The sequence below is a fragment of the Pseudomonas kilonensis genome, from assembly GCF_001269885.1.
Lineage (GTDB): Bacteria > Pseudomonadota > Gammaproteobacteria > Pseudomonadales > Pseudomonadaceae > Aquipseudomonas > Aquipseudomonas kilonensis.
On record NZ_LHVH01000022.1, the window covers coordinates 1 to 23862 of the forward strand.

Annotated in this window: 18 protein-coding genes; all 18 read left to right on the forward strand. The window is 62.8% G+C overall.

Going from position 1 to position 23862, the window contains the following annotated elements:
* Window positions 1–1211 precede the first annotated feature (1211 nt).
* On the forward strand, window positions 1212–1814 hold the full coding sequence (locus tag AD662_RS30160; RefSeq protein WP_014338096.1) for a transposase: 603 nt from the start codon (window positions 1212–1214) through the stop codon (window positions 1812–1814).
* Between the two features lie 26 nt (window positions 1815–1840).
* Window positions 1841–3445 carry a ShlB/FhaC/HecB family hemolysin secretion/activation protein gene (locus AD662_RS14395; RefSeq protein ID WP_053188198.1) on the forward strand — a complete coding sequence of 535 codons (1605 nt, stop codon included), beginning with the start codon at window positions 1841–1843 and terminating at the stop codon, window positions 3443–3445.
* Window positions 3446–3462: 17 nt separating this feature from the next.
* The gene (locus tag AD662_RS14400) at window positions 3463–5262 is read left to right on the forward strand and encodes a DUF2341 domain-containing protein (protein WP_053188201.1); all 1800 of its coding nucleotides are present in this window, start codon (window positions 3463–3465) and stop codon (window positions 5260–5262) included.
* Between the two features lie 10 nt (window positions 5263–5272).
* On the forward strand, window positions 5273–5698 hold the full coding sequence (locus AD662_RS14405) for an ExbD/TolR family protein (protein WP_003201710.1): 426 nt from the start codon (window positions 5273–5275) through the stop codon (window positions 5696–5698).
* A 2-nt stretch (window positions 5699–5700) separates the two neighbouring features.
* Window positions 5701–6408 (forward strand): energy transducer TonB family protein, encoded by a 708-nt coding sequence (locus tag AD662_RS14410; RefSeq protein ID WP_053188203.1) that lies wholly within the window; start codon window positions 5701–5703, stop codon window positions 6406–6408.
* Window positions 6409–6447: 39 nt separating this feature from the next.
* A complete protein-coding gene (locus AD662_RS14415; RefSeq protein ID WP_053188206.1) occupies window positions 6448–8139 on the forward strand; it encodes a putative porin in 1692 nt (563 codons plus the stop codon).
* 15 nt (window positions 8140–8154) lie between these two features.
* Window positions 8155–8802 (forward strand): hypothetical protein, encoded by a 648-nt coding sequence (locus AD662_RS14420; protein WP_018602031.1) that lies wholly within the window; start codon window positions 8155–8157, stop codon window positions 8800–8802.
* 23 nt (window positions 8803–8825) lie between these two features.
* On the forward strand, window positions 8826–9302 hold the full coding sequence (locus AD662_RS14425) for a YbjN domain-containing protein (RefSeq protein WP_018602030.1): 477 nt from the start codon (window positions 8826–8828) through the stop codon (window positions 9300–9302).
* Entirely contained in the window at window positions 9299–10243 is a 945-nt protein-coding gene (locus AD662_RS14430; RefSeq protein ID WP_053188209.1) for a peptidylprolyl isomerase, read from the forward strand. The genes AD662_RS14425 and AD662_RS14430 overlap by 4 nt, the downstream gene beginning before the upstream one ends.
* A 224-nt stretch (window positions 10244–10467) precedes the next feature.
* Window positions 10468–11448 carry a LysR family transcriptional regulator gene (locus tag AD662_RS14435; protein WP_018602026.1) on the forward strand — a complete coding sequence of 327 codons (981 nt, stop codon included), beginning with the start codon at window positions 10468–10470 and terminating at the stop codon, window positions 11446–11448.
* A gap of 179 nt (window positions 11449–11627) precedes the next feature.
* Window positions 11628–12125, forward strand: coding sequence for a GNAT family N-acetyltransferase (locus tag AD662_RS14440; protein WP_024619910.1), 498 nt, complete (start codon window positions 11628–11630; stop codon window positions 12123–12125).
* Between the two features lie 99 nt (window positions 12126–12224).
* Window positions 12225–12719 (forward strand): hypothetical protein, encoded by a 495-nt coding sequence (locus AD662_RS14445; protein WP_024619911.1) that lies wholly within the window; start codon window positions 12225–12227, stop codon window positions 12717–12719.
* A gap of 89 nt (window positions 12720–12808) precedes the next feature.
* Window positions 12809–13480, forward strand: a complete 672-nt coding sequence (locus AD662_RS14450; RefSeq protein ID WP_053188212.1) for a DUF3313 domain-containing protein — start codon at window positions 12809–12811, stop codon at window positions 13478–13480.
* Between the two features lie 269 nt (window positions 13481–13749).
* Window positions 13750–14250, forward strand: a complete 501-nt coding sequence (gene tpx, locus AD662_RS14455; protein WP_024618841.1) for a thiol peroxidase — start codon at window positions 13750–13752, stop codon at window positions 14248–14250.
* A gap of 190 nt (window positions 14251–14440) precedes the next feature.
* The gene (locus AD662_RS14460) at window positions 14441–15757 is read left to right on the forward strand and encodes an MdtA/MuxA family multidrug efflux RND transporter periplasmic adaptor subunit (RefSeq protein ID WP_053188215.1); all 1317 of its coding nucleotides are present in this window, start codon (window positions 14441–14443) and stop codon (window positions 15755–15757) included.
* Entirely contained in the window at window positions 15754–18849 is a 3096-nt protein-coding gene (locus AD662_RS14465) for an MdtB/MuxB family multidrug efflux RND transporter permease subunit (RefSeq protein ID WP_053179656.1), read from the forward strand. The genes AD662_RS14460 and AD662_RS14465 overlap by 4 nt, the downstream gene beginning before the upstream one ends.
* A gap of 211 nt (window positions 18850–19060) precedes the next feature.
* Entirely contained in the window at window positions 19061–22165 is a 3105-nt protein-coding gene (locus AD662_RS14470; RefSeq protein WP_053188218.1) for an efflux RND transporter permease subunit, read from the forward strand.
* Window positions 22162–23643 carry an efflux transporter outer membrane subunit gene (locus AD662_RS14475; protein ID WP_053188221.1) on the forward strand — a complete coding sequence of 494 codons (1482 nt, stop codon included), beginning with the start codon at window positions 22162–22164 and terminating at the stop codon, window positions 23641–23643. Before AD662_RS14470 ends, AD662_RS14475 begins: the two co-directional genes overlap by 4 nt.
* Window positions 23644–23862 lie beyond the last annotated feature (219 nt).

Genomic DNA, 23862 nt, shown 5'->3' on the forward strand with positions numbered 1-23862 from the left:
AGTGAACACCCGAGAACTCTGTGGTAGCAAGGCTTGCCCGCGATGGCGGCAGCCCATCCAACATCGATGCAAACTGACCCACCGCTTTCGCGAGCAAGCCCGCTCCCACAGGGTATTGGTGGCGAACATGGAGTTGGTGAACACCCGAGAACTCTGTGGGAGCAAGGCTTGCCCGCGATGGCGGCAGCCCATCCGACATCGATGCAAACTGACCCACCGCCTTCGCGAGCAAGCTCGCTCCCACAGGGTATTGGTGGCGAACATGGAGTTGGTGAACACCCGAGAACTCTGTGGGAGCAAGGCTTGCCCGCGATGGCGGCAGCCCATCCGACATCGATGCAAGCTGACCCACCGTCTTCGCGAGCAAGCTCGCTCCCACAGGGTATTGGTGGCGAACATGGAGTTGGTGAACACCCGAGAACTCTGTGGGAGCAAGGCTTGCCCGCGATGGCGGCAGCCCATCCAACATCGATGCAAACTGACCCACCGCTTTCGCGAGCAAGCCCGCTCCCACAGGGTATTGGTGGCGAACATGGAGTTAGTGAACACCCGAGAACTCTGTGGTAGCAAGGCTTGCCCGCGATGGCGGCAGCCCATCCAACATCGATGCAAACTGACCCACCGCTTTCGCGAGCAAGCCCGCTCCCACAGGGTATTGGTGGCGAACATGGAGTTGGTGAACACCCGAGAACTCTGTGGGAGCAAGGCTTGCCCGCGATGGCGGCAGCCCATCCGACATCGATGCAAGCTGACCCACCGCTTTCGCGAGCAAGCTCGCTCCCACAGGGTATTGGTGGCGAACATGGAGTTGGTGAACACCCGAGAACTCTGTGGGAGCAAGGCTTGCCCGCGATGGCGGCAGCCCATCCAACATCGATGCAAACTGACCCACCGCTTTCGCGAGCAGGCTCGCTCCCACAGGGTATTGGTGGCGAACATGGAGTTGGTGAACACCCGAGAACTCTGTGGGAGCAAGGCTTGCCCGCGATGGCGGCAGCACATTCAACATCAATGGAAGCTGACACAGCGCCATCACGAGCAAGCCCGCTCCCACAAAACCTCACTCCCTCCATACCCTCCAAATGAAGCTTTCATGACAAAAGTTCGGTAGCACATCGCCATTCCCGTCATGCCTGTGTGACGTGTTCAAGGGGGCCTGCAAGGTCGTTTTGGAGCCGGGGCGCGAAGCCGGGAGTGAGGCGATGGGGACTATGGAACGTTATTCGAAAGTGGGCATGCAGGAGCTTGACCAGCGGCTGTCGAAGATCGTCGAGGCGGCGCGCAAGCAGCCGGTCTCGGTGTATCGCTACGGCGCGCCGTGGGTCTGGATCGTTTCCCAGGATGACTGGCAGGGCGCGCTCAAGGAAGTGTCCAGCTACATTCCGCAAGGCCATTCACTGGTCTTGCTGCGTCCGCAGATCGACGACCTGCTGGATGACCATCGCGATGTGCTGCAGGGCCTCAACGCCGGTGCCCAGATGCTGATCGCACCGCAAACCGCCATGCATATCCTCCTGCTGCAACTGCTCTATTCGGTGCCCAGCGAGCAGCAACTCTACGAACAACTCAACTACAACTTGCTGTTCCGCTGGTTCGTCGGCCTGGACCTGAATCAGAAGGTCTGGAGCTTCAACGTCCTGAGCAAAGACCTCGCCACACTGCTGGGCGACGCGCGGGCAGTGCGGCTCATCCAGAAAATCATCGGTGAAGTGTTCTGTGGCGCCTTGCTGCAAATGCCGGAGTTCTCCTTGAATTTCGCGCTGCTGCACACCTGGCTGGCCCGGCACGCCACGACATCGACCGCAAGCAATTGAGCCGTATTTTGAATTCAGGGGGTGGTGTGGAGCATTTCTTCAAATCGCGGCCGGCGCTGTGGGGCTGGTTGCTGCTGGCGGTCGGGGGACCGTCGGCATTTGCCGCTGAAGGAGGGCAGGAAGCCGCAGCGGCGCCAGCGCGCCTGGTGGACGTGAACGAGTATTTCGTGCGGGGCAACACCGTACTCGATGCCCGGGCCATCGAGGAAGCGGTGTACCCGTTCCTCGGCCCGCAAAAGGCCTTGAGCGACATCGAAGGCGCCCGGGAGGCCTTGCAGAAGGCCTATCAGGCGCGCGGTTATCAATCGGTGTTCGTTGAGTTGCCGGAGCAGAAAGTCGAAGAGGGCATCGTCTACCTGCAAGTCAGCGAGACCAAGATCGGCCGGGTGCGGGTGGTGGGGGCCAAGCATTATTCGCCCGTTGAAATCCGTGATGACGTGCCGGCGCTCAAGGAAGGCGAGGTGCCCGATTTCACCCAGGTCCAGACAGAGCTGGCGCTGCTGAACAAAACCCCGGGGCGCCAGGTCATGCCGCTGGTGCGCGAAGGCCAGCGCCCCGGGACGATGGACGTGGATTTGCAGGTCGAAGACCAGGACCCCTGGCAAGCCAGCCTGGGGTTGAACAACGACTACAGTGCCGACACCGAAAAGCTGCGCACGGTCGCGAGCCTGGGCTACAACAATCTTTGGCAACTGGGCCACAGCGTTTCGCTGACCTTCTTCACTGCGCCCCAGGACACCGAAAACGCCAAGGTCTGGTCGGGTTCCTACACCGCGCCGCTGAGCGAACGCTGGAGTGTGCAGTTCTCGGGCTACCAATCCGACAGCAACGTGGCGACGGTTGGCGGCAGCAACGTGTTGGGCAAAGGCCATTCCTACGGGGTGTCGGCGATCTACAGCCTGCCGTCCAGCGGGGCGTGGGCCAACAGCTTTTCGGTCGGGGTGGATTTCAAGGATTTCGAGGAGGAGCTCAACCTCGGTGGCGCCAGCGACAAGGCACCGCTCAAGTACGCGCCGTTCACTTTCGCCTACAACGGCTTTCGCTACACCGAAACCAGCCAGTTGGGCCTCGGCCTGAGCCTGGTAGCGGGTACCCGCAGCCTGCTGGGCTATGGCAGCTCCGACGAAGAGTTCGACTACAAGCGCTATCGTGCCAGCCCCAGTTTCGCGGTGCTCAAGGGCGACGGCAATTACACCTTCACCTTCGCCAATGATTGGCAGACCGCCTCCAAGGCCGCCTTCCAACTCGCCTCCGGGCCACTGGTTTCCAACGAACAATTCTCCGCCGGTGGCGCCACCTCGGTGCGTGGCTACCTGGCCGCCGAGCGCACCGGTGATGACGGCTACCTGCTGTCCCAGGAGCTACGCACCCCGTCCCTGGCCACGTTCCTCGGCAGCTATGTCCAGGAGTGGCGCTTCTATGCCTTCGCCGAAGGCGCGCAGTTGTACCTGCGCGACGAACTGCCCGATCAGGAAGCCGACTACAGCCTCGCCAGCGTAGGCCTCGGCACTCGCGCGAGCCTGAGCAAATGGCTGTCCGGCAGCCTCGACTGGGGCTATCCGCTGCTCGAAGGGCCGAACACCTCGAAACAGGAATCGCGCCTGCACTTCAACCTGCAAGCGACGTTTTGAACCCAGGAGTCATGTCCATGCAACGCTTATTGTTATCCCTGTTTATCTGCCTGGGGCTGGTGCTTCCGGCGACCGCCAACGCCTGGTGGCAGGACGACTGGCACTACCGCAAACAGATTTCGGTGGACACCACGCCCCAGGGCGCTGCCATCGCCCAGGCCTTGGGCCGTACCGCGCTGCTGGTGCGCCTGCACACCGGCAATTTCACCTTCGACGGCGTCAAGGACGATGGCTCGGACCTGCGTTTCGTCAGTGCCGACGACAAGACCGTGCTCAATCACCAGATCGAAAGCTTCGACCCGCTGATGGGCATGGCGCTGATCTGGGTCGATGTGCCGAGCGTGGAGGGCGGTCAGCGTCAGGACGTGTGGATGTATTACGGCAACCAGAAGGCGCCGGCCACGGGCAGCGGCCAGCTGACCTTCGACCCGGACTACACCGCGCTGTACCACTTTGACGGCGCCACTGGCGTACCGCTCCGGGATACCACGGCCTACGGCAACAATGCCCAGGGCGCGGCCGGTGTCAGCATCGACGGCGTGATCGGGCGGGCCTTGCAGTTCAACGGCCAGCCGCTGCTGTTGCCCGCCAGCCCTTCGTTGCAACACAGTGCCGGCGCGGCGTTCACCTTCAGTACCTGGCTGCGTCAGGACCAGGCCAGTGGCGAACAGATCATCCTGGCCCGTCGCGAAGCCGCCACCAGCCTGTTGATTGGCGTGAACCAGGGTGTGCCGTTCGTAGCGATCAATGATCAGCGTGCGGTCTCGACCCAGCCGCTGAACCCTGGCCAGTGGCAGCACCTGGCGTTGACCGCCTCGGGCGACCGGGTCGTGCTGTACGTCAATGGACGTGAAACCGCGAGCCTGGCGGTGGCGATGCCAGCGTTCAATTCGCCGATAGCCCTGGGGGCCGACGTTTCCGCAGGTGCCTTCGCGCCATTTGGCGGGGCCATGGACGAAGCGCGCCTGTCCAAGGTCGCCCGCCCGGCGCCGTTGCTGTTGGCCGACGCCAATGCCCAGGGCGCCGAGTCGAAACTGGTGGCCTACGGGGTCGATGAAGAGCAGTCCGGCTTCGGTTTCGGCAGCCTGGGCTTCCTGCTCAAGGCCGTGCCGATGGACGCTTGGGTGATCATCGGGGTACTGGTGCTGATGATGTTCCAGTCGTGGGTCATCATGATCCGCAAGAACCGCATGGTCAGCCGTCTCAGCGCGGCCAACGAAGCCTTCCGCGAACAGTTCGCCAGGATCGGCACGCGCCTGGAAATGTTCGCCGACGACCAGGACCTCGCCCAGCGCCTGCAACACTCGTCGCTGTGGCGCCTGTACCTGGTGGCCGTCAAGGAAATCCGCACCCGCCGCGAGCAGGGCGCCGACACTTCGTCGGTGTCGGCGGCCACCATCGAAGCGATCCGCTGTTCCATGGACGGCGTGCGCACCCGGGAAAACCAGCAGCTCAGCTCGAAGCTTTCGACCCTGTCCAACGCCATCGCCGGCGGCCCGTACATCGGCCTGCTCGGCACCGTGCTGGGGATCATGGTGGTGTTCCTCGGCACGGCCATGGCCGGTGACGTCAACATCAACGCCATTGCCCCGGGCATGGCCGCGGCCTTGCTCGCCACTGCCATGGGCCTGTTCGTCGCGATCCCTGCGCTGTTTGGCTACAACCGGCTGATCACCCGCAACAAGGAAGTCAGCGCCGACATGCGCGTCTTCGTCGATGAGTTCATCACACGCCTGGCGGAGATGCACGGCGAAGGTCAGTCCGGTGAAGCGGCGCATCGCCGTAATCATCACGTCCAATCGACCGTACCGGCCTGAGGGAGTCGCCATGGCTAGCGTAAACGCTTCACACGATGACGACGATGATGCCGCAGTCGACAGCATCAACATCACGCCGCTGGTGGATGTGCTCATGGTGGTGCTGGTGATGTTCATCCTCACGGCCACGGCCCAGGTGTCGGGTATCCAGATCAACCTGCCCAAGGCCAGTGCCTCGGTGTCGCTGTCCGAAGCCAAGACCAAGGCGATCTCGGTGAACGACGGCGGGCAGGTCTTCCTCGATGCCTATCCGGTGACCCTGGCCGAGTTGGAAGAGCGCCTGCGTATCGAAAAGGCCCAGAGCCCGGACTTCCCGGTGATCGTGCGCGGCGACGCGACGGTGCAGTACCAGAAAGTCATTGAAGTGCTGGATCTGTTGCGGCGCCTGGAACTGTCCCAGGTCGGTCTGGTGACCGGCAAACCGAGCCAGGGCTGACCATGACCGCCAGACTTCCCATCAACCCGCCCCCGGTGAAGAGCTCGCCGTTGCGCCTGCTCAAGTGGGCCGCCGGCCTATTGTTGGGCGCTGTGGCGGCCTGGCTGCTGTGGCAGTGGGCCAACGACATGAGTGGTGTGCGCCGCGAAGCACCCAAGGTGCCGACCATTATCCCGCTGCCACCGCCGCCGCCGCCACCGCCGCCGGAAAAACCCAAGGAGCCGGAACCCCAGGTCGAGGAGAAGGTGGTCGAGCCAGAACCGACCCCGGAGCCCGAAGAGGTCAAGCCCGAGGAAGAGGCGCCGCCGTCGCCGGTCGATGACCTGGCGAACCCGATGCAGATGGACGGCGACGCCCAGTCCGGCAACGACGCTTTCAACATCGGTGCCGGCAAGGGCGGCGGCATGGCCGGGGCAGGGGGCGGGCGCCTCGGCAATGGCACCTACAGCCAGTTCCTGGCGTTCACCTTCCAGCGTTTACTGCGGGAAAACCCCGACCTGCGCAGCCTGGCGTTCTCGCTGCAGGCCGATGTCTGGCTCAGTGCCGTGGGCGAAATCACCCGTGTCGAGCTGGTCAAGTCCAGCGGTAACCCGCAAGTGGACGAGCAAGTGATGTCCGCCCTGCGTGCCGCGCCCCATTTGAGTGAACGGCCACCGGCCTCCCTGACTTTACCCGTGCGCCTGTCCTTGCAGGGACGGCGGCCGGGTTAACCGACTATTTGAAAGTTTGCCAACAGGAGTTGTGTGCAGATGATTTCCAATGTGAATCGATTGTCGTGGGCGATCGGCCTGGTGGTCTTGAGCCTGGCTGGACACGCGGCGGCCGCCTCGGCGCCGTCGGAAAACGCCACGATCAATCTGATCCGCCTGCTGGTGCAGCAGGGCGTGTTGAAGCAAGACCAGGCCGATGGCTTGATCGCCCAGGCCGAACGGGAAGCCGTGCAGGCCCGCCAGGCGGCCACGGCGGTTGCCGCAGCGCCGGCCGGTGCGCCGGGGGACGTGCGGGTGCAATACGTGCCGAACATCGTGCGTGAGCAGATCCGCGACCAGGTCAAGGCAGAAGTCATGGCCACCGCCAAACAGGAAAACTGGGCCCAGCCCAATACCTTCCCGGACTGGGTCTCGCGCATCAGCTTTGACGGCGACATTCGCCTGCGGGATGAGTCGCGCTATTACTCGGGCACCAACAGCAACGAAATCGTCGACTTCGCCCGGCTCAATGACAAGGGGCCCTACGACGTCAACCCCAACAGCAGCTCCAGCCTGCCGCCGTTGCTCAACACCCGCGAAGACCGCGAGAACCTGTTCCGCCTGCGCGCCCGCCTGGGCATGAAGGCCGTGATTGCCCCGCAATGGACTGCCGGCATCCGCATCGGCACCGGCTCGGACAACAACCCGGTGTCCACCACCCAGACCCTCGGTGGTGGTTTTGGCAAGAAAGACATCTGGCTCGACCAGGGCTACCTGACCTGGAAACCCTCGGACGAATTGACCCTGACCGGCGGGCGTTTCGCCAACCCGTTTTTCTCCACCGACCTGTTGTATTCCGGTGACCTGAACTTCGACGGTGTGGCGGCGAACTTCAACCACAAGCTCAATCAGGATTGGGGTGTGTTCGGTACTGTTGGCGCGTTCCCGGTGGAGTACACCAACGACACCAGCACCAGCAATGGCAGCGACAAGGAGGAGAGCGACAACAAGTGGTTGTACGGTGCGCAACTGGGGGCCAACTGGGTCATCAACGACAGCAACCGGATCAAGGGGGCCATGGCCTATTACCGCTTCGACGACATCGAAGGCCAGCGCTCTTCGCCGTGCCAGCCTTGGGCCGGTGATCCAGGCTGCGACAGCGACGGCTCACGCGTGGCGTTCATGCAAAAGGGCAACACCGTGTTCCTGCTGCGCGACATCACGCCCAATCCCCTCAACCCGTCCACCACGCCACAACCGCAATACGTCGGCCTGGCCTCGGAATTCAACCTGCTGGACCTGAATCTGGCCTGGGACACCGACCTGCCCGAAGACCTGAAACTGCGCAGCCAGGCCCACTACGTCCACAACCTGGGCTACGACGAAGGCGAGATGCGCAAGCGCTCGGCAGGGCAGTTCGCCAATAACCTGGATGAAAACGGCGAGGTGGAAAGCGGCGCCAACGCCTGGATGCTCCAGTTCACCCTCGGCAACTCGCTGGAGCTCAAGCGCGGGGGCGATTGGAACTTGTTCGCCGGCTACAAGTACATCCAGCCGGACGCCTTGCCGGACGGCTTCAACGATTCGTCATTCCACTTGGGCGGTACCAATGCCAAGGGTTATTTCCTGGGCGGCAACTATGGCCTGGCGAGCAACGTCTTCGCCACCGGTCGCTGGTTGAGTTCCGAAGCGGTCTACGGCGCGCCGTACGACATCGATGTCTTGCAGCTTGAAATCAACACGCGCTTCTAAGCGCAGGGAGGCCTCATGAAAAGGCGAGCCAAATACCCATGCCCGGCCGCGTTATTGGTGCTGGGCCTGCTACTCAGTGGCGTGGCTCACGGCGAAGGCCTGGAAGAACGCCTGCGGGCGCAACTGCGCAGCACCACCGCCCAGTTGCAGGCCCTGCAAAGCGAGCAGGCCCAGGCCAGCGCCGCTCGTCAGGCTGCCGAGAGCCAGGCCAAAGAAGCCCAGGCGCAGATCAAGCAATTGACCGCACAACTGACCAAGGCCCAGGCCCAGGCCGAACAACTGGCCGGGCATCAGCAAAGCCTGCAAAGCCAGGCCCAGGCCCAGGTGGCGGCGAGCAACGAGCAGATCGGCAAGTTCAAGAAAGCCTATGAAGAACTGCTGGTCCTGGCCCGCGGCAAAGAGGCCGAGCGCGCTCGCCTGGAGGCGCAATTGACCGAGCGTGACACACAAGTGCAGCAATGTTCGGTCAAGAATCAGCAAATGTACGAAGTCGCCAAGACGCTGCTGCATGCCTACGAAACCATTGATGTGACCGACATCATGAAGATCCGCCAGCCGTTCGCGGCCAAGGCCCGGGTGCGTTTCGAAGAGCTGGCCCAGGGGTTTGGCGACGATCTCTACAAGAACCGTTTCGATGCACCCCAGGCCTCGATCACTCACTGAATTAGCGCAAGGAAGAACTGACCATGACCTCAATGATTGAATACGTCTGTGCAAAATCCCTGACCGAGTTGTTGCAGGCCGCTGGCTATCGGGTCAACGAGACGGAGCAGAACGGCATCGTGCAATTGCTCAGCGCCAGCCAGGGCATCGGCTATGCGGTGCGCTTCGGCAATCCTGCGCCAACACCGGGCGACTACCTGGACTTCACCTTCAGTTGTGCTTTGCGGGTACAGGGCGAGTTGCCGGCCGGGTTGGCGCAATTGTGGAACGCCTCGCGACGCTTTGCCCGGTTGTCGGTGCAAGGCGAGTTCCTGGTGATGGAAATGGACGTGGTGGTGGCAGGCGTGAGCACCGATCATTTGCGCAGCAACCTGGAGCTGTGGGATCGCTTGTTGCAGGAGTTCATTGTCTACCTGCGTGAATACAGCCAGAACGCGGCGCGGATGCAAACCCAGGCCGAGCCCGTCGAGGCCGAGCTGGAAGAGGCCAGTGCATCGTGAAAAAGCCGACCTTCGTCATCAGCGCCGCGGCGTTGGGCCTGCTCGCCGTGGCGCTGGTGCTTGGCCTGCGCCCGGGGAGCGGTCCGGTCGCCGCGGTGCAGACCGTCAACGTGGTTGCGGCCGATTCGTCGAGCCTGGCGCGGTTGGGCAACCAGCAAGTCAGCCCCGATGAACTCAAGGCGTTGCTTGCCGCACTGGCCCCCGAGGCTCGCCAGCAAATGCGTGGCAATCGAGCTGCGCTGGAAGGCTGGATCCGGGCCCGCCTGGCGGAAAAAGCCGTGTTGGAGCAGGCCGATGCCCAGGGTTGGCGGCAGCGGCCGGAGGTCGAGCGCCAGACGCGAGCGGCGGCTGAGCAGATTGTGTTTCGCGACTACTTGCAGTCGGTCAGCCAGGTGCCGGCCGGGTATCCCAGTGAAGAAGAGCTGAAGCAGGCTTACGACGCCGGGAAAGCCAACTGGACGGCGCCGGCATTGTACCGCGTCAGCCAGATTTTCCTGGCCGCCACCGAACCGCAAACGGTGGACGCGGTGCGCCGGCAAGCGTTGGAACTGAGTAAAAAGGCCCAGGCGTCGCCCGCCGAATTTGCCGCCCTGGCCAGCCGCTTTTCCCAGGACCGTGTCAGCGCCGAGCGCGGTGGCGACAGTGGTTTCCAGCCGTTGCAGCAACTGGTCCCGCCGGTGCGAGAGGCGGTGGCGCGCTTGAAGGTCGGGGCGGTGTCGGAGCCGGTGCAGAGCCCGGCGGGGTTCCATGTCATCAAGCTCACCGAACAACAGCCGGCCCGGGAAGCGACCCTGGATGACGTGCGCGAACGCCTGACCCAGGCCCTGCGCGCCCAGCGCCAGGAACAGATCGCCAAGGCCTACCTGGACGGCATGCTCGACACCGCCACGTTGAGCATCGATGGCGCGCAGTTGAGCAAGGTGCTGGAGGAGGGGCTCTAGCGAGGTCCACACCTTGTGGCGAGGGAGCTTGCTCCCGCTGGGCTCTGTAGGAGCTGGCGAAGCCTGCGATCTTTTGATCTTTCGCTCCGGACTGAATTGGCAATGAAAAGATCGCAGCCTCGCTCCGCTCGTCAGCTCCTACAGACCAGCGGGAGCAAGCTCCCTCGCCACAGGGTGCTGTGTTGTTTGCCCCATGTATTTGTACAACCGACAGGGAGTCACCCATGACCTTCACCGAGCCCGCAGGACGCCAGGCTGTCACCGCATACCGCACGCCGTTGCGTGTCCCCGATCCGTGGCTGACATTGGCCGGCGGTATTGAACCGCAGGTGACGCAGTGTTTCCTGGTCAGTGCCCGTTGCGGCTGCTTCATGCAAGCGGCCCGTAGCCTCAACGTCAAGGCAACCTGGCTGCGCAAGCAGTTGGCGCAGCTGGAGACGCGGTTGCAACGCTCGCTGTTCAGCTTCCAGGGCAGCGCCTTGACCCTCACTCGCGAAGGTCGGCAGTTGCAGGCGCGATTGATCACTCTGGCCCACGAAAGCGCGCCGCCGCTGAACGATCAACCCTTGATTCGCCTGGCCGTGGCCGAGTCGATTCTGCATGACATCCTGGGACGCGACCTGATCGCGTTGCTGCGGCGCAACGCCAGCGTGCGGCTGCAGATCATTACCCTGGACAGTGAACTGGCGCTGCAAGCCGTCAGCGCCGACCTGGTGCTGTGGTTGAGTGATGCCCACGCGTCAGTGCCAGGGCCGAGCTTTGCCACGTTGCCAGCGGATCGGCTGGCGCGGTTGGACTATGTGCCGCACATTGCCAAACGCTATTCACGACCGGTCACACGCCCGGACTGCCTGGACGACTTGAACGACTACATGCTGGTGCAATGGCAGGCGGACCGACACGTGGACGGTTTCGCGCCGTGGAACGCCCTGATAGAGCAACGCCGGGCCGGCGTGGTGCAGGTGCAATCCTATGAACTGATGCTGGAAATGATTCGCTGCAGCGCCTGCATCGGCCTGTTGCCGCAGTACATGAGCCGCTTTGACCGAGGCTTGGTGGCATTGCCGCAAGTATTCGGCCTGTCGATGCAGCGTTCCTTGTGGATGGCCGTCAATGCCCAGGCCGAAGGCTCACCAGAGGTGCAGATGCTTCGTGAGCTGATCCACCACACACTGGATGAGCGCCGGGATTGGTTCCAGGCATAACCCAAAATAGGAAGTAGGCCCTCTGTGGGAGCGAGCTTGCTCGCGATAGCGGTCGTCCACTCAACATCGATGCCGGTTGAAAGGGCCTCATCGCGAGCAAGCTCGCTCCCACAGGTTCCCCATAGCGCCTGGCGCGGCTTATAGTGATCGGCCTTGTCACGTCTCCAGGGAGGAGCCGCATGCCCGAATCATCGATCACCCTCGTTCGCTTCGCTGAAGCCCACATCGCCGGTGTCACCGCGCTCTACAACGACCCGGCGGTGACCCGCCAGGTGTTGCAAATGCCTTTCCAGTCCAGCGAAATCTGGCGCAAGCGCCTGGCGATGGATGACGAGCGTTCATTGAAGCTGGTGGCGCTGCACGAGGGTGAAGTCATCGGCAACCTGGGGCTGGAGCAGTTTTCGCGCGTGCGTCGTGCCCATTGCGGCAGTCTCGGCATGGGTGTGGCTGTCGCCTGGCAGGGTAAGGGTGTGGGTTCGATGCTGCTGGCCGCCGCGCTGGAGGTCGCGGACAACTGGATGAACCTGCGGCGGGTCGAGTTGACGGTGTACGCCGACAATGAAGCGGCCATCGGCCTATACCGCAAGTTTGGCTTCGAAACCGAAGGCCTGATGCGCGACTATGCCGTGCGCGACGGACGCTGGGTGGACACCCTGGCTATGGCGCGGTTGCGCTGAAGGACCCCGCGCGCAGGCAAAGAGGGCTTTTACGTACGCCAACGTCTTGAACCTGTCATCATCGCGCTTCGCAGTACTCCCTTAATCGAGGACCGGCCCATGGACGATGTACAGCAATTGGGCGAGATGCTTCGTCACTACGCCGACAGCGAAGCGCATAAAAAACAACTGCACCAGGCCCAGTCGGCGGTTTGGGCAGAGCAGATCAAGGCGTTGTACGGGCAAATCGAGCAATGGCTGGCGCCTGTCATGGCGCTCGGCCTGTTGGAACTGAGCCGTGAGACGTATGTGGCGCACGGGCCGAGCGCCCCTGTCGAGACGTCCGGTTTCAAGACTGAAAAACTGACCTTGACCATTACCGGGAAACCGGTGGAGTTCGTGCCGGAGGTGATGGGCGCGGGCGGGCTGATTTCTTTGTCGATCATGGGCCTTGCCGCGACCCGTCACGGCAGCATTTCCCTGGTTTGCCAACCGCCATCGACGCAATGGCAATGGCGCCGGACCAACGGGTTGAAGGACCCCGACACGTTTGCTTTCGATGCCAACTTTCTCGCACAACAGCTGCAGAGCCTGATACCGCGCGAGCGCGGCTGAATCAGGCATTCTCAGAGCAGGCAAAAACCTGTCCATTGGCTATACCTGTAGTTCCGGCCCCGCCTCGTGTGGCTTACAGGAGTGACAGCATGAAGTTTTCGTCGATGATCGGCACTGTTTGCATTGCCTCGCTCGCCTTGGCGGGGTGTTCCAGCAAAGTCATCCAGCCGGATGAGTACTCCGGGTTCCTGGGGGATTACAGCCGGCTCAAGGAAGAGAAATCGCCGTCGGGGGCCGAGGTCATGCGTTGGGTCGATCCGAAGATCGACCCGGGCAAGTACACCAGTCTTTATATCGAGCCGACGCAGCTTTATCCCAAGCCACAGCCGACCGTGAAGATCCCCCAGGGCACACTGTCGGGCATTACCGCTTATTACGATCAGGCCCTCAAGCGGGAAGCGGGAAAATCCTTGCCCCTGGCGACAGCTCCTGGGCCGGGTGTCTTGGTGATGCGGGCGGCCATCACGGCTGTCAGCAGCAAGACCGAAGGCTTGAAACCGTATGAGGTGATCCCGATTGCGCTGGTGGCGGCCGCTGTCAGCACCGCCAGCGGTATTCGCGACCAGGAAACCACCCTGGGCACCGAAGCGGTTTTTCTCGACGGTGGCAACAACGCGGTGGTCGCCCAGGTGGTGCGCAAAGGCACGGGCAAGCCGTTGTCCAACGAGTCCCAGGTCATGAAACCCGATGATGTCAAAGGGGTCATCGATGGCTGGGCGTCGGATTTGCATCAGTCGTTTCTGAAATTCAAGGCTAAATAGCCACGAATACCCCTATGGGAACTGCGTAGGAGCATGTAGGAACATGTAGGAACATGTAGGAGCTATGTAGGAGCTGTCGAGTGCAACGAGGCTGCGATCTTTCCAAATACACTTGAAATCTCAAGCGAAAGATCAAAAGATCGCAGGCTTCGCCAGCTCCTACACAGGATGGCGACACCATGTCTTTTTATGTCCAGCGGTAGGTCGCGCAAGCATTTCGTGGTTAACTCCGGCCTCACCATTTTCAAACTGTCAGAAGGAATCCGTTCATGGCTCAAGTCACCCTCAAAGGCAACCCGGTCCAAGTCAACGGCCAGTTGCCACAAGCCGGTTCCAAGGCGCCAGCCTTTTCCCTGGTTGCCGGCAATCTGTCGGACGTTTCCCTGAAGGACTTCGCCGGCAAGCGCAAAGTGCTGAACATTTTCCCAAGTGTCGACACGCCGACCTGCGCCACCTCCGTGCGCACGTTCAATGCCCAGGCCAACGAGCTGAACAACACCGTGGTGCTGTGCATCTCCGCCGACCTGCCGTTTGCCCAGGCGCGTTTCTGTGGCGCCGAAGGCCTGGAAAACGTCCAGAACCTGTCGACCCTGCGCGGTGCCGAATTCATCCAGGACTACGGCGTGGCAATTGCTGATGGCCCGCTGAAAGGCCTCACCGCCCGTGCCGTGGTGGTGCTGGACGAAAACGACACCGTGCTGCACAGCGAGCTGGTCAAGGAAATCGCTGAAGAGCCGAACTACGACGCGGCCCTGGCCGTTCTGAAATAAGTGGAATGAAATAAGGTATTTATTACAATTGTTAACGGCCTGGCTTGTCCAGGCCGTTTTCTTTTGTGCTTCAAGGCTTTAGCCGACTATGTGCCAGGTAAGCCCAACGTAAATTGCCGGTAAAGGCGCTTTGCTAAACACCCGCCAGTGCTTATCGTTCAGCCTCCCGTAAAAGAAGTCCACGCGCCCAATGGTTGATCACTCCATGCAATCCTCTGTTTCCCGCAATTCCCGTCGCTGGCTGTTTGGCCTGTTCATCGTATTGGTTGTCGCGGCGCTGGCCTGGAAGTTCTGGCCCAGTGGCTCGACCCAAAAGCCTGGGGAAGGGGATAAAACCGCGGCGGGGCACATGGGGCGTTCGGGTGGCATGCGGCCAGGGTTCGGTGGGGCGACGGGGCCGATCCCGGTTCGGGTGGCGCCGGTGGTGACCGGGGATTTTCCGCTGTACTTCAAGGCGCTCGGCACGGTCACGGCCCTCAATACCATCAACGTGCGTAGCCGCGTGGGTGGCGAGCTGGTCAAGATCGCTTTCGAAGAGGGGCAAATGGTCAAGGCCGGGGACTTGCTGGCCGAGATCGACCCACGCCCGTACCAGAACGCCTTGCTCCAGGCCGAAGGCACGCTGTTGCAGAACCAGGCCCAGTTGAAAAATGCCCAGGTAGACTTCGAGCGGTATCGCGGCCTGTACGCCGAAGACAGTATTGCCAAGCAGACCCTCGACACCGCCGCGGCGCTGGTAGGCCAATACCAGGGCACGGTCAAGACCAACCAGGCGGCAGTCAACGACGCCAAGCTCAACCTCGAATTCACCAGGATCCGCGCGCCCATCTCCGGGCGAGTCGGCCTGCGGCAGCTGGACACCGGCAACCTGGTGGCGGCCAACGACACCACGGCCCTGGCGGTCATCACCCAGACCCAACCCATCAGCGTCGTGTTCACCTTGCCGGAGAACAACCTCGATACGGTGCTCGCCCGTTACCGCAGCGGGGCGAAACTGCCGGTCGAAGCCTGGGACCGGGGCGACGTGAAGCGCCAGGCCAGCGGCGTGTTGCAAAGCCTGGACAACCAGATCGATATCACCACCGGCACCCTGAAGTTCAAGGCCCGCTACGAGAACCGTGACCAGTCGCTGTTCCCCAACCAGTTCGTCAATGTCCACCTGCTGGCCGACACCCTCAAGGGTGTGGTCCTGGCGCCGACGGCGGCCATCCAGTTCGGCACCAATGGCACCTTCGTCTACGCCTTGGAGGGCGACAAGAAGGTCACCATCAAGATGCTGAAGATCGGCGCCAGCGACGGCGCGAACACCGTGGTCACCGAAGGCCTGGCCGCCGGTGACCGGGTGGTGCTCGAAGGCACCGATCGCTTGAAGGAAGGCAGCGAAGTGGAAGTGGTCAGCGACAGCCAGGAAGTGCCCACCACGCCGACCGAGCACCTGCAGGGCAAGTCCGCAGCGGCGCCCACTGAGCCGGCCGCGGCCGACCAGGCGAAAAAGGGCGGCGCATGAATTTCTCGCGACTGTTCATCCTTCGCCCGGTCGCCACGACACTGAGCATGCTGGCGATCATTCTGGCCGGCCTGATCGCCTATCGGCTGCTGCCGGTGTCAGCACTGCCCCAAGTCGATTACCCGACCATCCGCGTGATGACCCTGTACCCGGGCGCCAGTCCCGATGTGATGACCAGTGCGGTGACCGCGCCCCTGGAGCGGCAGTTCGGACAGATGCCGGGCCTGACGCAAATGGCCTCCACCAGTTCCGGCGGTGCGTCGGTGATTACCCTGCGCTTCAACCTCGATATCAACATGGACGTCGCCGAGCAGCAGGTGCAGGCTGCGATCAACGCCGCCACCAACCTGCTGCCCAACGACCTGCCGGCGCCGCCGGTGTACAACAAGGTCAACCCGGCCGACACCCCGGTGCTGACCCTGGCCATTACCTCCAAGACCATGCTGCTGCCCAAGCTCAACGACTTGGTCGACACCCGCATGGCGCAGAAAATCGCCCAGATCAGCGGCGTCGGCATGGTCACCATCGCCGGCGGCCAGCGCCAGGCTGTGCGGATCAAGGTCAATCCCGAGGCCCTGGCGGCCAACGGCCTGAACCTGGCTGATGTGCGCACGCTGATCGGCGCTTCCAACGTCAACCAGCCCAAGGGCAACTTCGACGGCCCGACCCGGGTCTCGATGCTCGACGCCAACGACCAACTGACCTCGCCCAAGGACTACGGCGAGCTGATCCTGGCCTACGCCAATGGCGCGCCGTTGCGGCTCAAGGACGTGGCACAGATCGTCGACGGCGCCGAAAACGAACGGCTTGCCGCCTGGGCCAACGAAAACCAGGCCGTGCTGCTGAACATCCAGCGCCAGCCGGGGGCCAATGTCATCGAGGTGGTGGATCGGATCAAGGCCCTGCTGCCGAGCATCACCGACAACCTGCCGGCCGGCCTGGATGTCACCGTGCTGACCGACCGCACCCAGACCATCCGCGCGTCGGTCACCGATGTGCAGCATGAATTGCTGATCGCCATTGCGCTGGTGGTCATGGTGACGTTCCTGTTCCTGCGTCGCGTCAGTGCCACGATCATCCCGTCGGTGGCCGTGCCGTTGTCGCTGATCGGCACCTTCGGCGTGATGTACCTGGCCGGTTTTTCCATCAATAACCTGACCCTGATGGCCTTGACGATTGCCACCGGTTTCGTGGTGGACGATGCCATCGTCATGCTGGAGAACATCGCCCGTTACATCGAGGAGGGCGACAGCCCGTTGCAGGCCGCGCTCAAGGGTGCGAAGCAGATCGGCTTTACGCTGATCTCCCTGACGCTGTCGCTGATCGCCGTGCTGATTCCGCTGCTGTTCATGGCCGACGTCGTGGGGCGGTTGTTTCGCGAGTTCGCCATCACCCTGGCGGTGGCGATCCTGATTTCCCTGGTGGTGTCCCTGACCCTGACGCCGATGATGTGCGCCCGCTTGCTCAAGCGCGAGCCCAAGGAAGCAGAGCAAGGCCGTTTCTACCGCGCCAGCGGCGCCTGGATCGACTGGTTGATCGCCGCCTACGGACGCAAGTTGCAGTGGGTGCTCAAGCATCAGCCACTGACCCTGTTGGTGGCGGTGGCCAGCCTGGTGCTGACGGTGGTGCTGTACCTGGCCGTGCCCAAGGGGTTCTTTCCGGTGCAGGACACCGGCGTGATCCAGGGCATTTCCGAGGCGCCGCAATCGATCTCCTTTGCCGCCATGAGCGAGCGCCAGCAGCAACTGGCGAAAGTGATTCTCGCCGACCCGGCGGTGCAGAGCCTGTCGTCCTACATCGGCGTGGACGGCGACAACGCCACGCTCAACAGCGGGCGCCTGCTGATCAACCTCAAGCCCCACAGCGAGCGGGACGACAGCGCCACCCAGATCATTGCCCGCTTGCAGCCGCAGTTGGATCGGCTGGTGGGCATTCGCCTGTTCATGCAGCCGGTGCAGGACCTGACCATTGAAGACCGGGTCAGCCGCACCCAGTACCAGTTCAGCCTGTCATCGCCGGATGCCGAGTTGCTCAGCCTGTGGAGCGGGCGCCTGGTCGAGGCCCTGGCCCAACAGGCGGAGCTGACCGATGTGGCCAGCGACCTGCAGGACAAGGGCCTGCAGGTCTACCTGGTGATCGACCGCGACGCGGCCTCACGCCTGGGCGTCTCGGTGTCGAACATCACCGACGCGCTCTATGACGCCTTCGGCCAGCGGCAGATTTCCACCATTTACACCCAGGCCAGCCAGTACCGCGTGGTATTGCAGGCCCAGGCCGGGGAACGGATCGGGCCCCAGGCGCTGGACCAGATTCACGTCAAGACCACCGACGGTGGGCAGGTGCGGCTGTCGAGCCTGGCCCGGGTCGAAGAACGCCAGGCGCAACTGGCGATTGCCCACATTGGCCAGTTCCCGGCGGTGATGATGTCGTTCAACCTGGCGCCGGGCGTGGCCTTGGGGCATGCGGTGGACGTGATCGAAAAGGTCCAGCGGGACATCGGCATGCCGGTGGGCGTGCAGACCGAGTTCCAGGGCGCGGCCCAGGCTTTCCAGGCGTCGCTGTCGAGTACCTTGCTGCTGATCCTGGCAGCGGTGGTGACCATGTACATCGTGCTGGGCGTGCTGTACGAAAGCTACATCCACCCGATCACCATTCTTTCCACCTTGCCCTCGGCGGCCATCGGTGCCTTGCTGGCCTTGATCCTCAGTGGCAATGACCTGGGCATGATCGCGATCATCGGCATCATTCTGCTGATCGGCATCGTCAAGAAGAACGCGATCATGATGATCGACTTCGCCCTCGACGCCGAGCGCAACCAGGGCATGGACCCGCAGACAGCGATCTACCAGGCTGCATTGCTGCGCTTCCGCCCGATTCTGATGACCACCCTGGCGGCCTTGTTCGGCGCAATACCGCTGATGTTCGCCACCGGCTCCGGCGCTGAACTGCGCCAGCCCCTGGGCTTGGTGATGGTAGGTGGGTTGTTGGTGAGCCAGGTATTGACGTTGTTCACGACGCCGGTGATCTACCTGTATTTCGATCGACTGGGACGCCGGTTTGCCAGGCCTGATGGGAAAGAGGTGCGGGTGTGACGGCGATGCAGCGCTTTTCGTGGCGAGGGAGCTTGCTCCCGCTGGTCTGTGGGAGCAAAGCTTGCTCGCGAGACAGGCGCCTCGATTCTGCAAGACCGCATCGCGTCCATCGCGGGCAAGCCTTGCTCCCACATAGCGGGAGCAAGCTCCCTCGCCACAAAAGCCCAGCTATCTCTTGTGGTCAGTGGCTTGAAGTCTGTGGTGGCGGCCGATGAACCTCTCCGGCCCCTTCATCCGCCGCCCCGTAGCGACCATGCTCCTGAGCTTCGCCATCATGCTGCTCGGTGGCGTGAGCTTCGGCCTGCTGCCGGTTTCGCCCCTGCCGCAAATGGATTTCCCGGTGATCGTGGTCCAGGCCAACCTGCCAGGGGCGAGCCCCGAGGTGATGGCTTCGACGGTGGCTACGCCCCTGGAGCGTTCCTTCGGCGCCATCGCCGGGGTCAACACCATGAGCAGCCGTTCCAGCCAGGGTTCTACCCGCGTCATTCTGCAATTTGACCTGGACCGTGACATCAACGGTGCCGCCCGGGAAGTGCAGGCGGCCATCAATGCGTCGCGCAACCTGTTGCCCAGTGGCATGCGCAGCATGCCCACCTACAAGAAGGTCAACCCGTCCCAGGCGCCGATCATGGTGCTCTCGCTGACCTCGGATGTGTTGGAAAAAGGCCAGCTCTACGACCTGGCTTCGACCATCCTGTCCCAGAGCCTGTCCCAGGTGGCGGGTGTCGGCGAGGTGCAGATCGGCGGCAGCTCGTTGCCGGCGGTGCGCATCGAACTGGAGCCGCAGTTGCTCAATCAGTACGGCGTGGCCCTGGACGATGTACGCACCGCCATTGCCGATAGCAACGTGCGCCGGCCCAAGGGGTCGGTGGAGGACGATCGGCGCATGTGGCAGGTCCAGGCCAACGACCAGTTGGAAAAGGCCAAGGACTACGAAACGCTGATCATCCGTTACCAGGACGGCTCGGTATTGCGGCTCAAGGACGTGGCGAAAGTCACCGACAGCGTCGAGGATCGCTACAACAGCGGTTTCTTCAACAATGATGCCGCCGTGTTGCTGGTGATCAACCGCCAGGCCGGGGCCAACATCATCGAGACCGTCAACGAGATCAAGGCGCAACTGCCCGCGCTGCAGGCCGTGCTACCGGCCAGCGTCAAGCTGAACCTGGCGATGGACCGCTCGCCGGTGATCAAGGCCACCCTGCATGAAGCGGAAATGACCTTGCTGATCGCCGTGGCCCTGGTGGTGCTGGTGGTGTTCCTGTTCCTCGGCAATTTCCGCGCCTCGCTGATCCCGACCCTGGCGGTGCCGGTGTCGCTGGTGGGCACGTTTGCGGTGATGTACCTGTACGGTTTCTCCCTGAACAACCTGTCGCTGATGGCGTTGATCCTCGCGACGGGGCTGGTGGTGGACGATGCCATCGTGGTGCTGGAGAACATCTCCCGGCATATCGACGAAGGCGTCCCTCCTATGACAGCGGCGTATAGGGGGGCCGAAGAGGTGGGTTTCACTTTGCTGTCGATGAACGTCTCGCTGGTGGCGGTATTCCTGTCGATCCTGTTCATGGGCGGGATCATCGAGAGCCTGTTCCGCGAATTTTCCATCACCCTGGCGGCGTCCATCGTGGTCTCGCTGATGGTCTCGCTTACCCTCACACCGATGCTCTGCGCCCGTTGGCTCAAGCCTCACGTGCCGGGGCAGGAAAACCGCTTGCAGCGCTGGAGCCAGCGGCTCAATGACCGCATGGTCCGTGGTTACGCGATCAGCCTGGACTGGGTGCTGCGCCATCGACGCCTGACCTTGCTGAGCCTGCTGGTGACCATCGGCGTGAACGTCGCGTTGTATGTGGTGGTGCCGAAAACCTTCATGCCGCAGCAGGACACCGGCCAGTTGATCGGTTTCGTGCGTGGCGACGACGGGCTGTCGTTCAACGTGATGCAGCCGAAGATGGAAATTTTCCGCCGCGCCGTGCTCAAGGACGAGGCGGTGCAAAGCGTCGCCGGTTTCATCGGTGGCAACAACGGCACCAACAACGCCTTCATGCTGGTGCGCCTCAAGCCGATCAAGGAGCGTAATATTTCTGCACAAAAGGTCATCGAGCGCCTTCGTAAAGAAATGCCCAAGGTCCCCGGCGCTCAGTTGATGTTAATGGCCGACCAGGACCTGCAGTTCGGTGGCGGTCGCGAGCAGACCACCTCGCAGTATTCCTACATCCTGCAAAGCGCTGACCTGGCGTCGCTGCGCGCCTGGTACCCCAAGGTTGTGGCGGCCTTCCGGGCCTTGCCGGAACTCACCGCCATCGACGCCCGCGACGGGGGTGGGGCGCAGCAGGTGACGCTGGTGGTGGACCGCGACCAGGCCAAGCGCCTGGGCATCGACATGGACATGGTCACCGCGGTGCTCAACAACGCCTACAGCCAACGGCAGATATCCACCATCTACGACAGCCTCAACCAGTACCAGGTGGTGATGGAGGTCAATCCCAAGTATGCCCAGGACCCGAGTACCCTCGAGCAGGTCCAGGTCATCACCGCCGATGGCGCGCGCGTGCCGCTGTCGGCCATTGCCCACTACGAGAACAGCCTGGAGGACGACCGGGTCAGCCATGAAGGCCAGTTCGCGTCCGAGGGCATTTCCTTCGACATGGCCGAAGGTGTCACGGTGGAGCAGGGCACCGCGGCCATCGAGCGGGCACTTGCCAAGCTTGGGTTGCCCGAGGATGTCATCGCGAAAATGGCCGGCACCGCCGATGCGTTCGCCGCCACCCAGAAAAGCCAACCGTTCATGATCCTCGGGGCGTTGCTGGCGGTGTACCTGGTGTTGGGTGTGCTCTATGAAAGCTACATCCATCCGCTGACCATCCTGTCTACGTTGCCATCGGCCGGGGTTGGCGCGTTGCTGTCGATCTACGCGCTGGGTGGCGAGTTCAGCCTGATCTCGCTGTTGGGACTGTTCCTGTTGATCGGTGTGGTGAAGAAAAACGCCATCCTGATGATCGATCTGGCGCTGCAACTGGAGCGTGCCGGACAGACGCCACTGGAGTCGATCCGCAGCGCTTGCCTGCTGCGGTTGCGGCCAATCCTGATGACCACGCTGGCGGCGATCCTCGGCGCCTTGCCGCTGCTGCTCGGCGCCGCCGAAGGCTCGGAAATGCGCCAGCCGCTGGGCCTGACCATCATCGGTGGGTTGGTGTTCAGCCAGGTACTGACGCTCTACACCACCCCGGTGGTTTACCTTTATCTCGACAAGCTGCGCCATCGCTTCAATCGCTGGCGCGGTGTGCGCACTGATGCTGCCCTGGAAACTCCGCTATGACCGACCGTTCGCCTTTCAATCTTGCCGCAACGCTGGCGACCGCCCGTGGCTCGCGGGTGCTGAGCCTGGTGCTGTGCGTGGCGATGCTCAGTGCCTGCGCCGTCGGCCCGGATTATCAACGTCCCCAGGCTGCCGCCCCGGTGCAATACAAGGAGGCCCAGGGCTGGCGTCAGGCCAACCCCAGCGATGCGATGGCCAGGGGCGCCTGGTGGGAGCTGTACGGCGATGCGCAACTCAATGGCCTGGTGGACCAGCTCAATGCGTCCAACCAGACCGTGGCCCAGGCCGACGCCCAGTACCGGCAGGCCCGGGCGCTGGTGCGCAATGCCCGTGGCGCATTTTTCCCCACCGTGGACCTGACCGTTGGCAAGACCCGCTCCAGCCAGGGCACAGGCAGCAGCAGTTCGAGCCTGAGCAGTTCGTCCAGCGGCATTCGCGACACCTACAGCGCCCAGGCCGGCGTCAGCTGGGAGGCGGACGTGTGGGGCAAGTTGCGCCGCACCCTGGAAGCCGACGAGGCGAGCGCCCAAGCCAGTTTCGCCGACCTGGCGGCGATGCGCCTGAGCCAGCAATCGGAACTGGTGCAGAACTACTTGCAGTTGCGGGTGATCGATGAACAGAAGCGCCTGTTGCAGACCACCGTCGACAATTATCAGCGCTCCCTGAAAATGACTGAAAACCAGTACCGCGCCGGGGTGTCCGGCAGGGACGCGGTGGCCCAGGCGCAAAACCAGCTCAAGACTACCCAGGGCGACCTGATCGACCTGATCTGGCAGCGGGCCCAGTTTGAAAACGCCATCGCCGTGCTGATCGGCCTGCCGCCGGCCGAGTTCAACCTGGCCGAGGCCCAGGACATCCCGTCATTGCCGCAGATCCCGGTGGCATTGCCGTCGCAACTGCTCGAACGCCGGCCGGACATCGCCTCGGCAGAGCGTTCGGTAATGGCCGCCAACGCCAACATCGGCGTCGCCAAGGCCGCGTACTACCCGGACCTGACCCTGAGCCTCAGTGGCGGCTACAGCAGCAGTACCTACGACAACTGGGTGAGCGTGCCGAACCGCTTCTGGTCGGTAGGGCCGCAATTGGCGATGACGCTGTTCGACGGCGGCCAGCGTTCGGCAGAGGTCGACCGTACTGTCGCGGCCTACGACCAGACCGTCGCCACCTATCGCCAGACCGTGCTCGACGGCTTGCGCGAGGTGGAAAACTACATGATCCAGCTCAAGGTGCTGGAAGACGAAGCCCGTGTGCGCCAGGAAGCCCTGGACGCCGCCCGGGAATCCCTGCGTCTGACGCAGAACCAGTACAAGGCCGGCTTGATTGCCTACCTCGACGTGGTCACCGTCCAGGCCACCGCGCTGAGCAACGAACGCAGCGTGCTGAGCCTGCAGCAGAGCCGCCTGATCGCCAGCGTGCAGTTGATTGCCGCATTGGGGGGTGGTTGGGACGGGCAGCTGCAGGCGGACGAGAAGCCCTGATCACTGTGACGGGGTGAGTGGGAGCAAGGCTTGCCCGCGATGAAGGCAATGCGGTCTTTCAAGAATCGAGTTGCCTGTTTCGCGGACAAGCCTTGCTCCCACAGAGTTCCCCCTTTTCCATAAAGTTTTCCTTGGTCATGTCGGCAGTCAGTCCCGCTTTTGGCCGATGCACTGCCTACGTACCGTCGCGCTGGCTTGTTATAGTTCAAGCCTCTTTTC

What these genes read in the sequence shown, in the direction of transcription:
- AD662_RS30160 (WP_014338096.1), top strand. Translation starts at nt 1,212, where the DNA reads ATGGAACGTTATTCGAAAGTGGGCATGCAGGAGCTTGACCAGCGGCTG.
- AD662_RS14400 (WP_053188201.1), top strand. Translation starts at nt 3,463, where the DNA reads ATGCAACGCTTATTGTTATCCCTGTTTATCTGCCTGGGGCTGGTGCTT.
- AD662_RS14405 (WP_003201710.1), top strand. Translation starts at nt 5,273, where the DNA reads ATGGCTAGCGTAAACGCTTCACACGATGACGACGATGATGCCGCAGTC.
- AD662_RS14410 (WP_053188203.1), top strand. Translation starts at nt 5,701, where the DNA reads ATGACCGCCAGACTTCCCATCAACCCGCCCCCGGTGAAGAGCTCGCCG.
- AD662_RS14415 (WP_053188206.1), top strand. Translation starts at nt 6,448, where the DNA reads ATGATTTCCAATGTGAATCGATTGTCGTGGGCGATCGGCCTGGTGGTC.
- AD662_RS14420 (WP_018602031.1), top strand. Translation starts at nt 8,155, where the DNA reads ATGAAAAGGCGAGCCAAATACCCATGCCCGGCCGCGTTATTGGTGCTG.
- AD662_RS14425 (WP_018602030.1), top strand. Translation starts at nt 8,826, where the DNA reads ATGACCTCAATGATTGAATACGTCTGTGCAAAATCCCTGACCGAGTTG.
- AD662_RS14435 (WP_018602026.1), top strand. Translation starts at nt 10,468, where the DNA reads ATGACCTTCACCGAGCCCGCAGGACGCCAGGCTGTCACCGCATACCGC.
- AD662_RS14440 (WP_024619910.1), top strand. Translation starts at nt 11,628, where the DNA reads ATGCCCGAATCATCGATCACCCTCGTTCGCTTCGCTGAAGCCCACATC.
- AD662_RS14445 (WP_024619911.1), top strand. Translation starts at nt 12,225, where the DNA reads ATGGACGATGTACAGCAATTGGGCGAGATGCTTCGTCACTACGCCGAC.
- AD662_RS14450 (WP_053188212.1), top strand. Translation starts at nt 12,809, where the DNA reads ATGAAGTTTTCGTCGATGATCGGCACTGTTTGCATTGCCTCGCTCGCC.
- tpx (WP_024618841.1), top strand. Translation starts at nt 13,750, where the DNA reads ATGGCTCAAGTCACCCTCAAAGGCAACCCGGTCCAAGTCAACGGCCAG.
- AD662_RS14460 (WP_053188215.1), top strand. Translation starts at nt 14,441, where the DNA reads ATGGTTGATCACTCCATGCAATCCTCTGTTTCCCGCAATTCCCGTCGC.
- AD662_RS14465 (WP_053179656.1), top strand. Translation starts at nt 15,754, where the DNA reads ATGAATTTCTCGCGACTGTTCATCCTTCGCCCGGTCGCCACGACACTG.
- AD662_RS14470 (WP_053188218.1), top strand. Translation starts at nt 19,061, where the DNA reads ATGAACCTCTCCGGCCCCTTCATCCGCCGCCCCGTAGCGACCATGCTC.
- AD662_RS14475 (WP_053188221.1), top strand. Translation starts at nt 22,162, where the DNA reads ATGACCGACCGTTCGCCTTTCAATCTTGCCGCAACGCTGGCGACCGCC.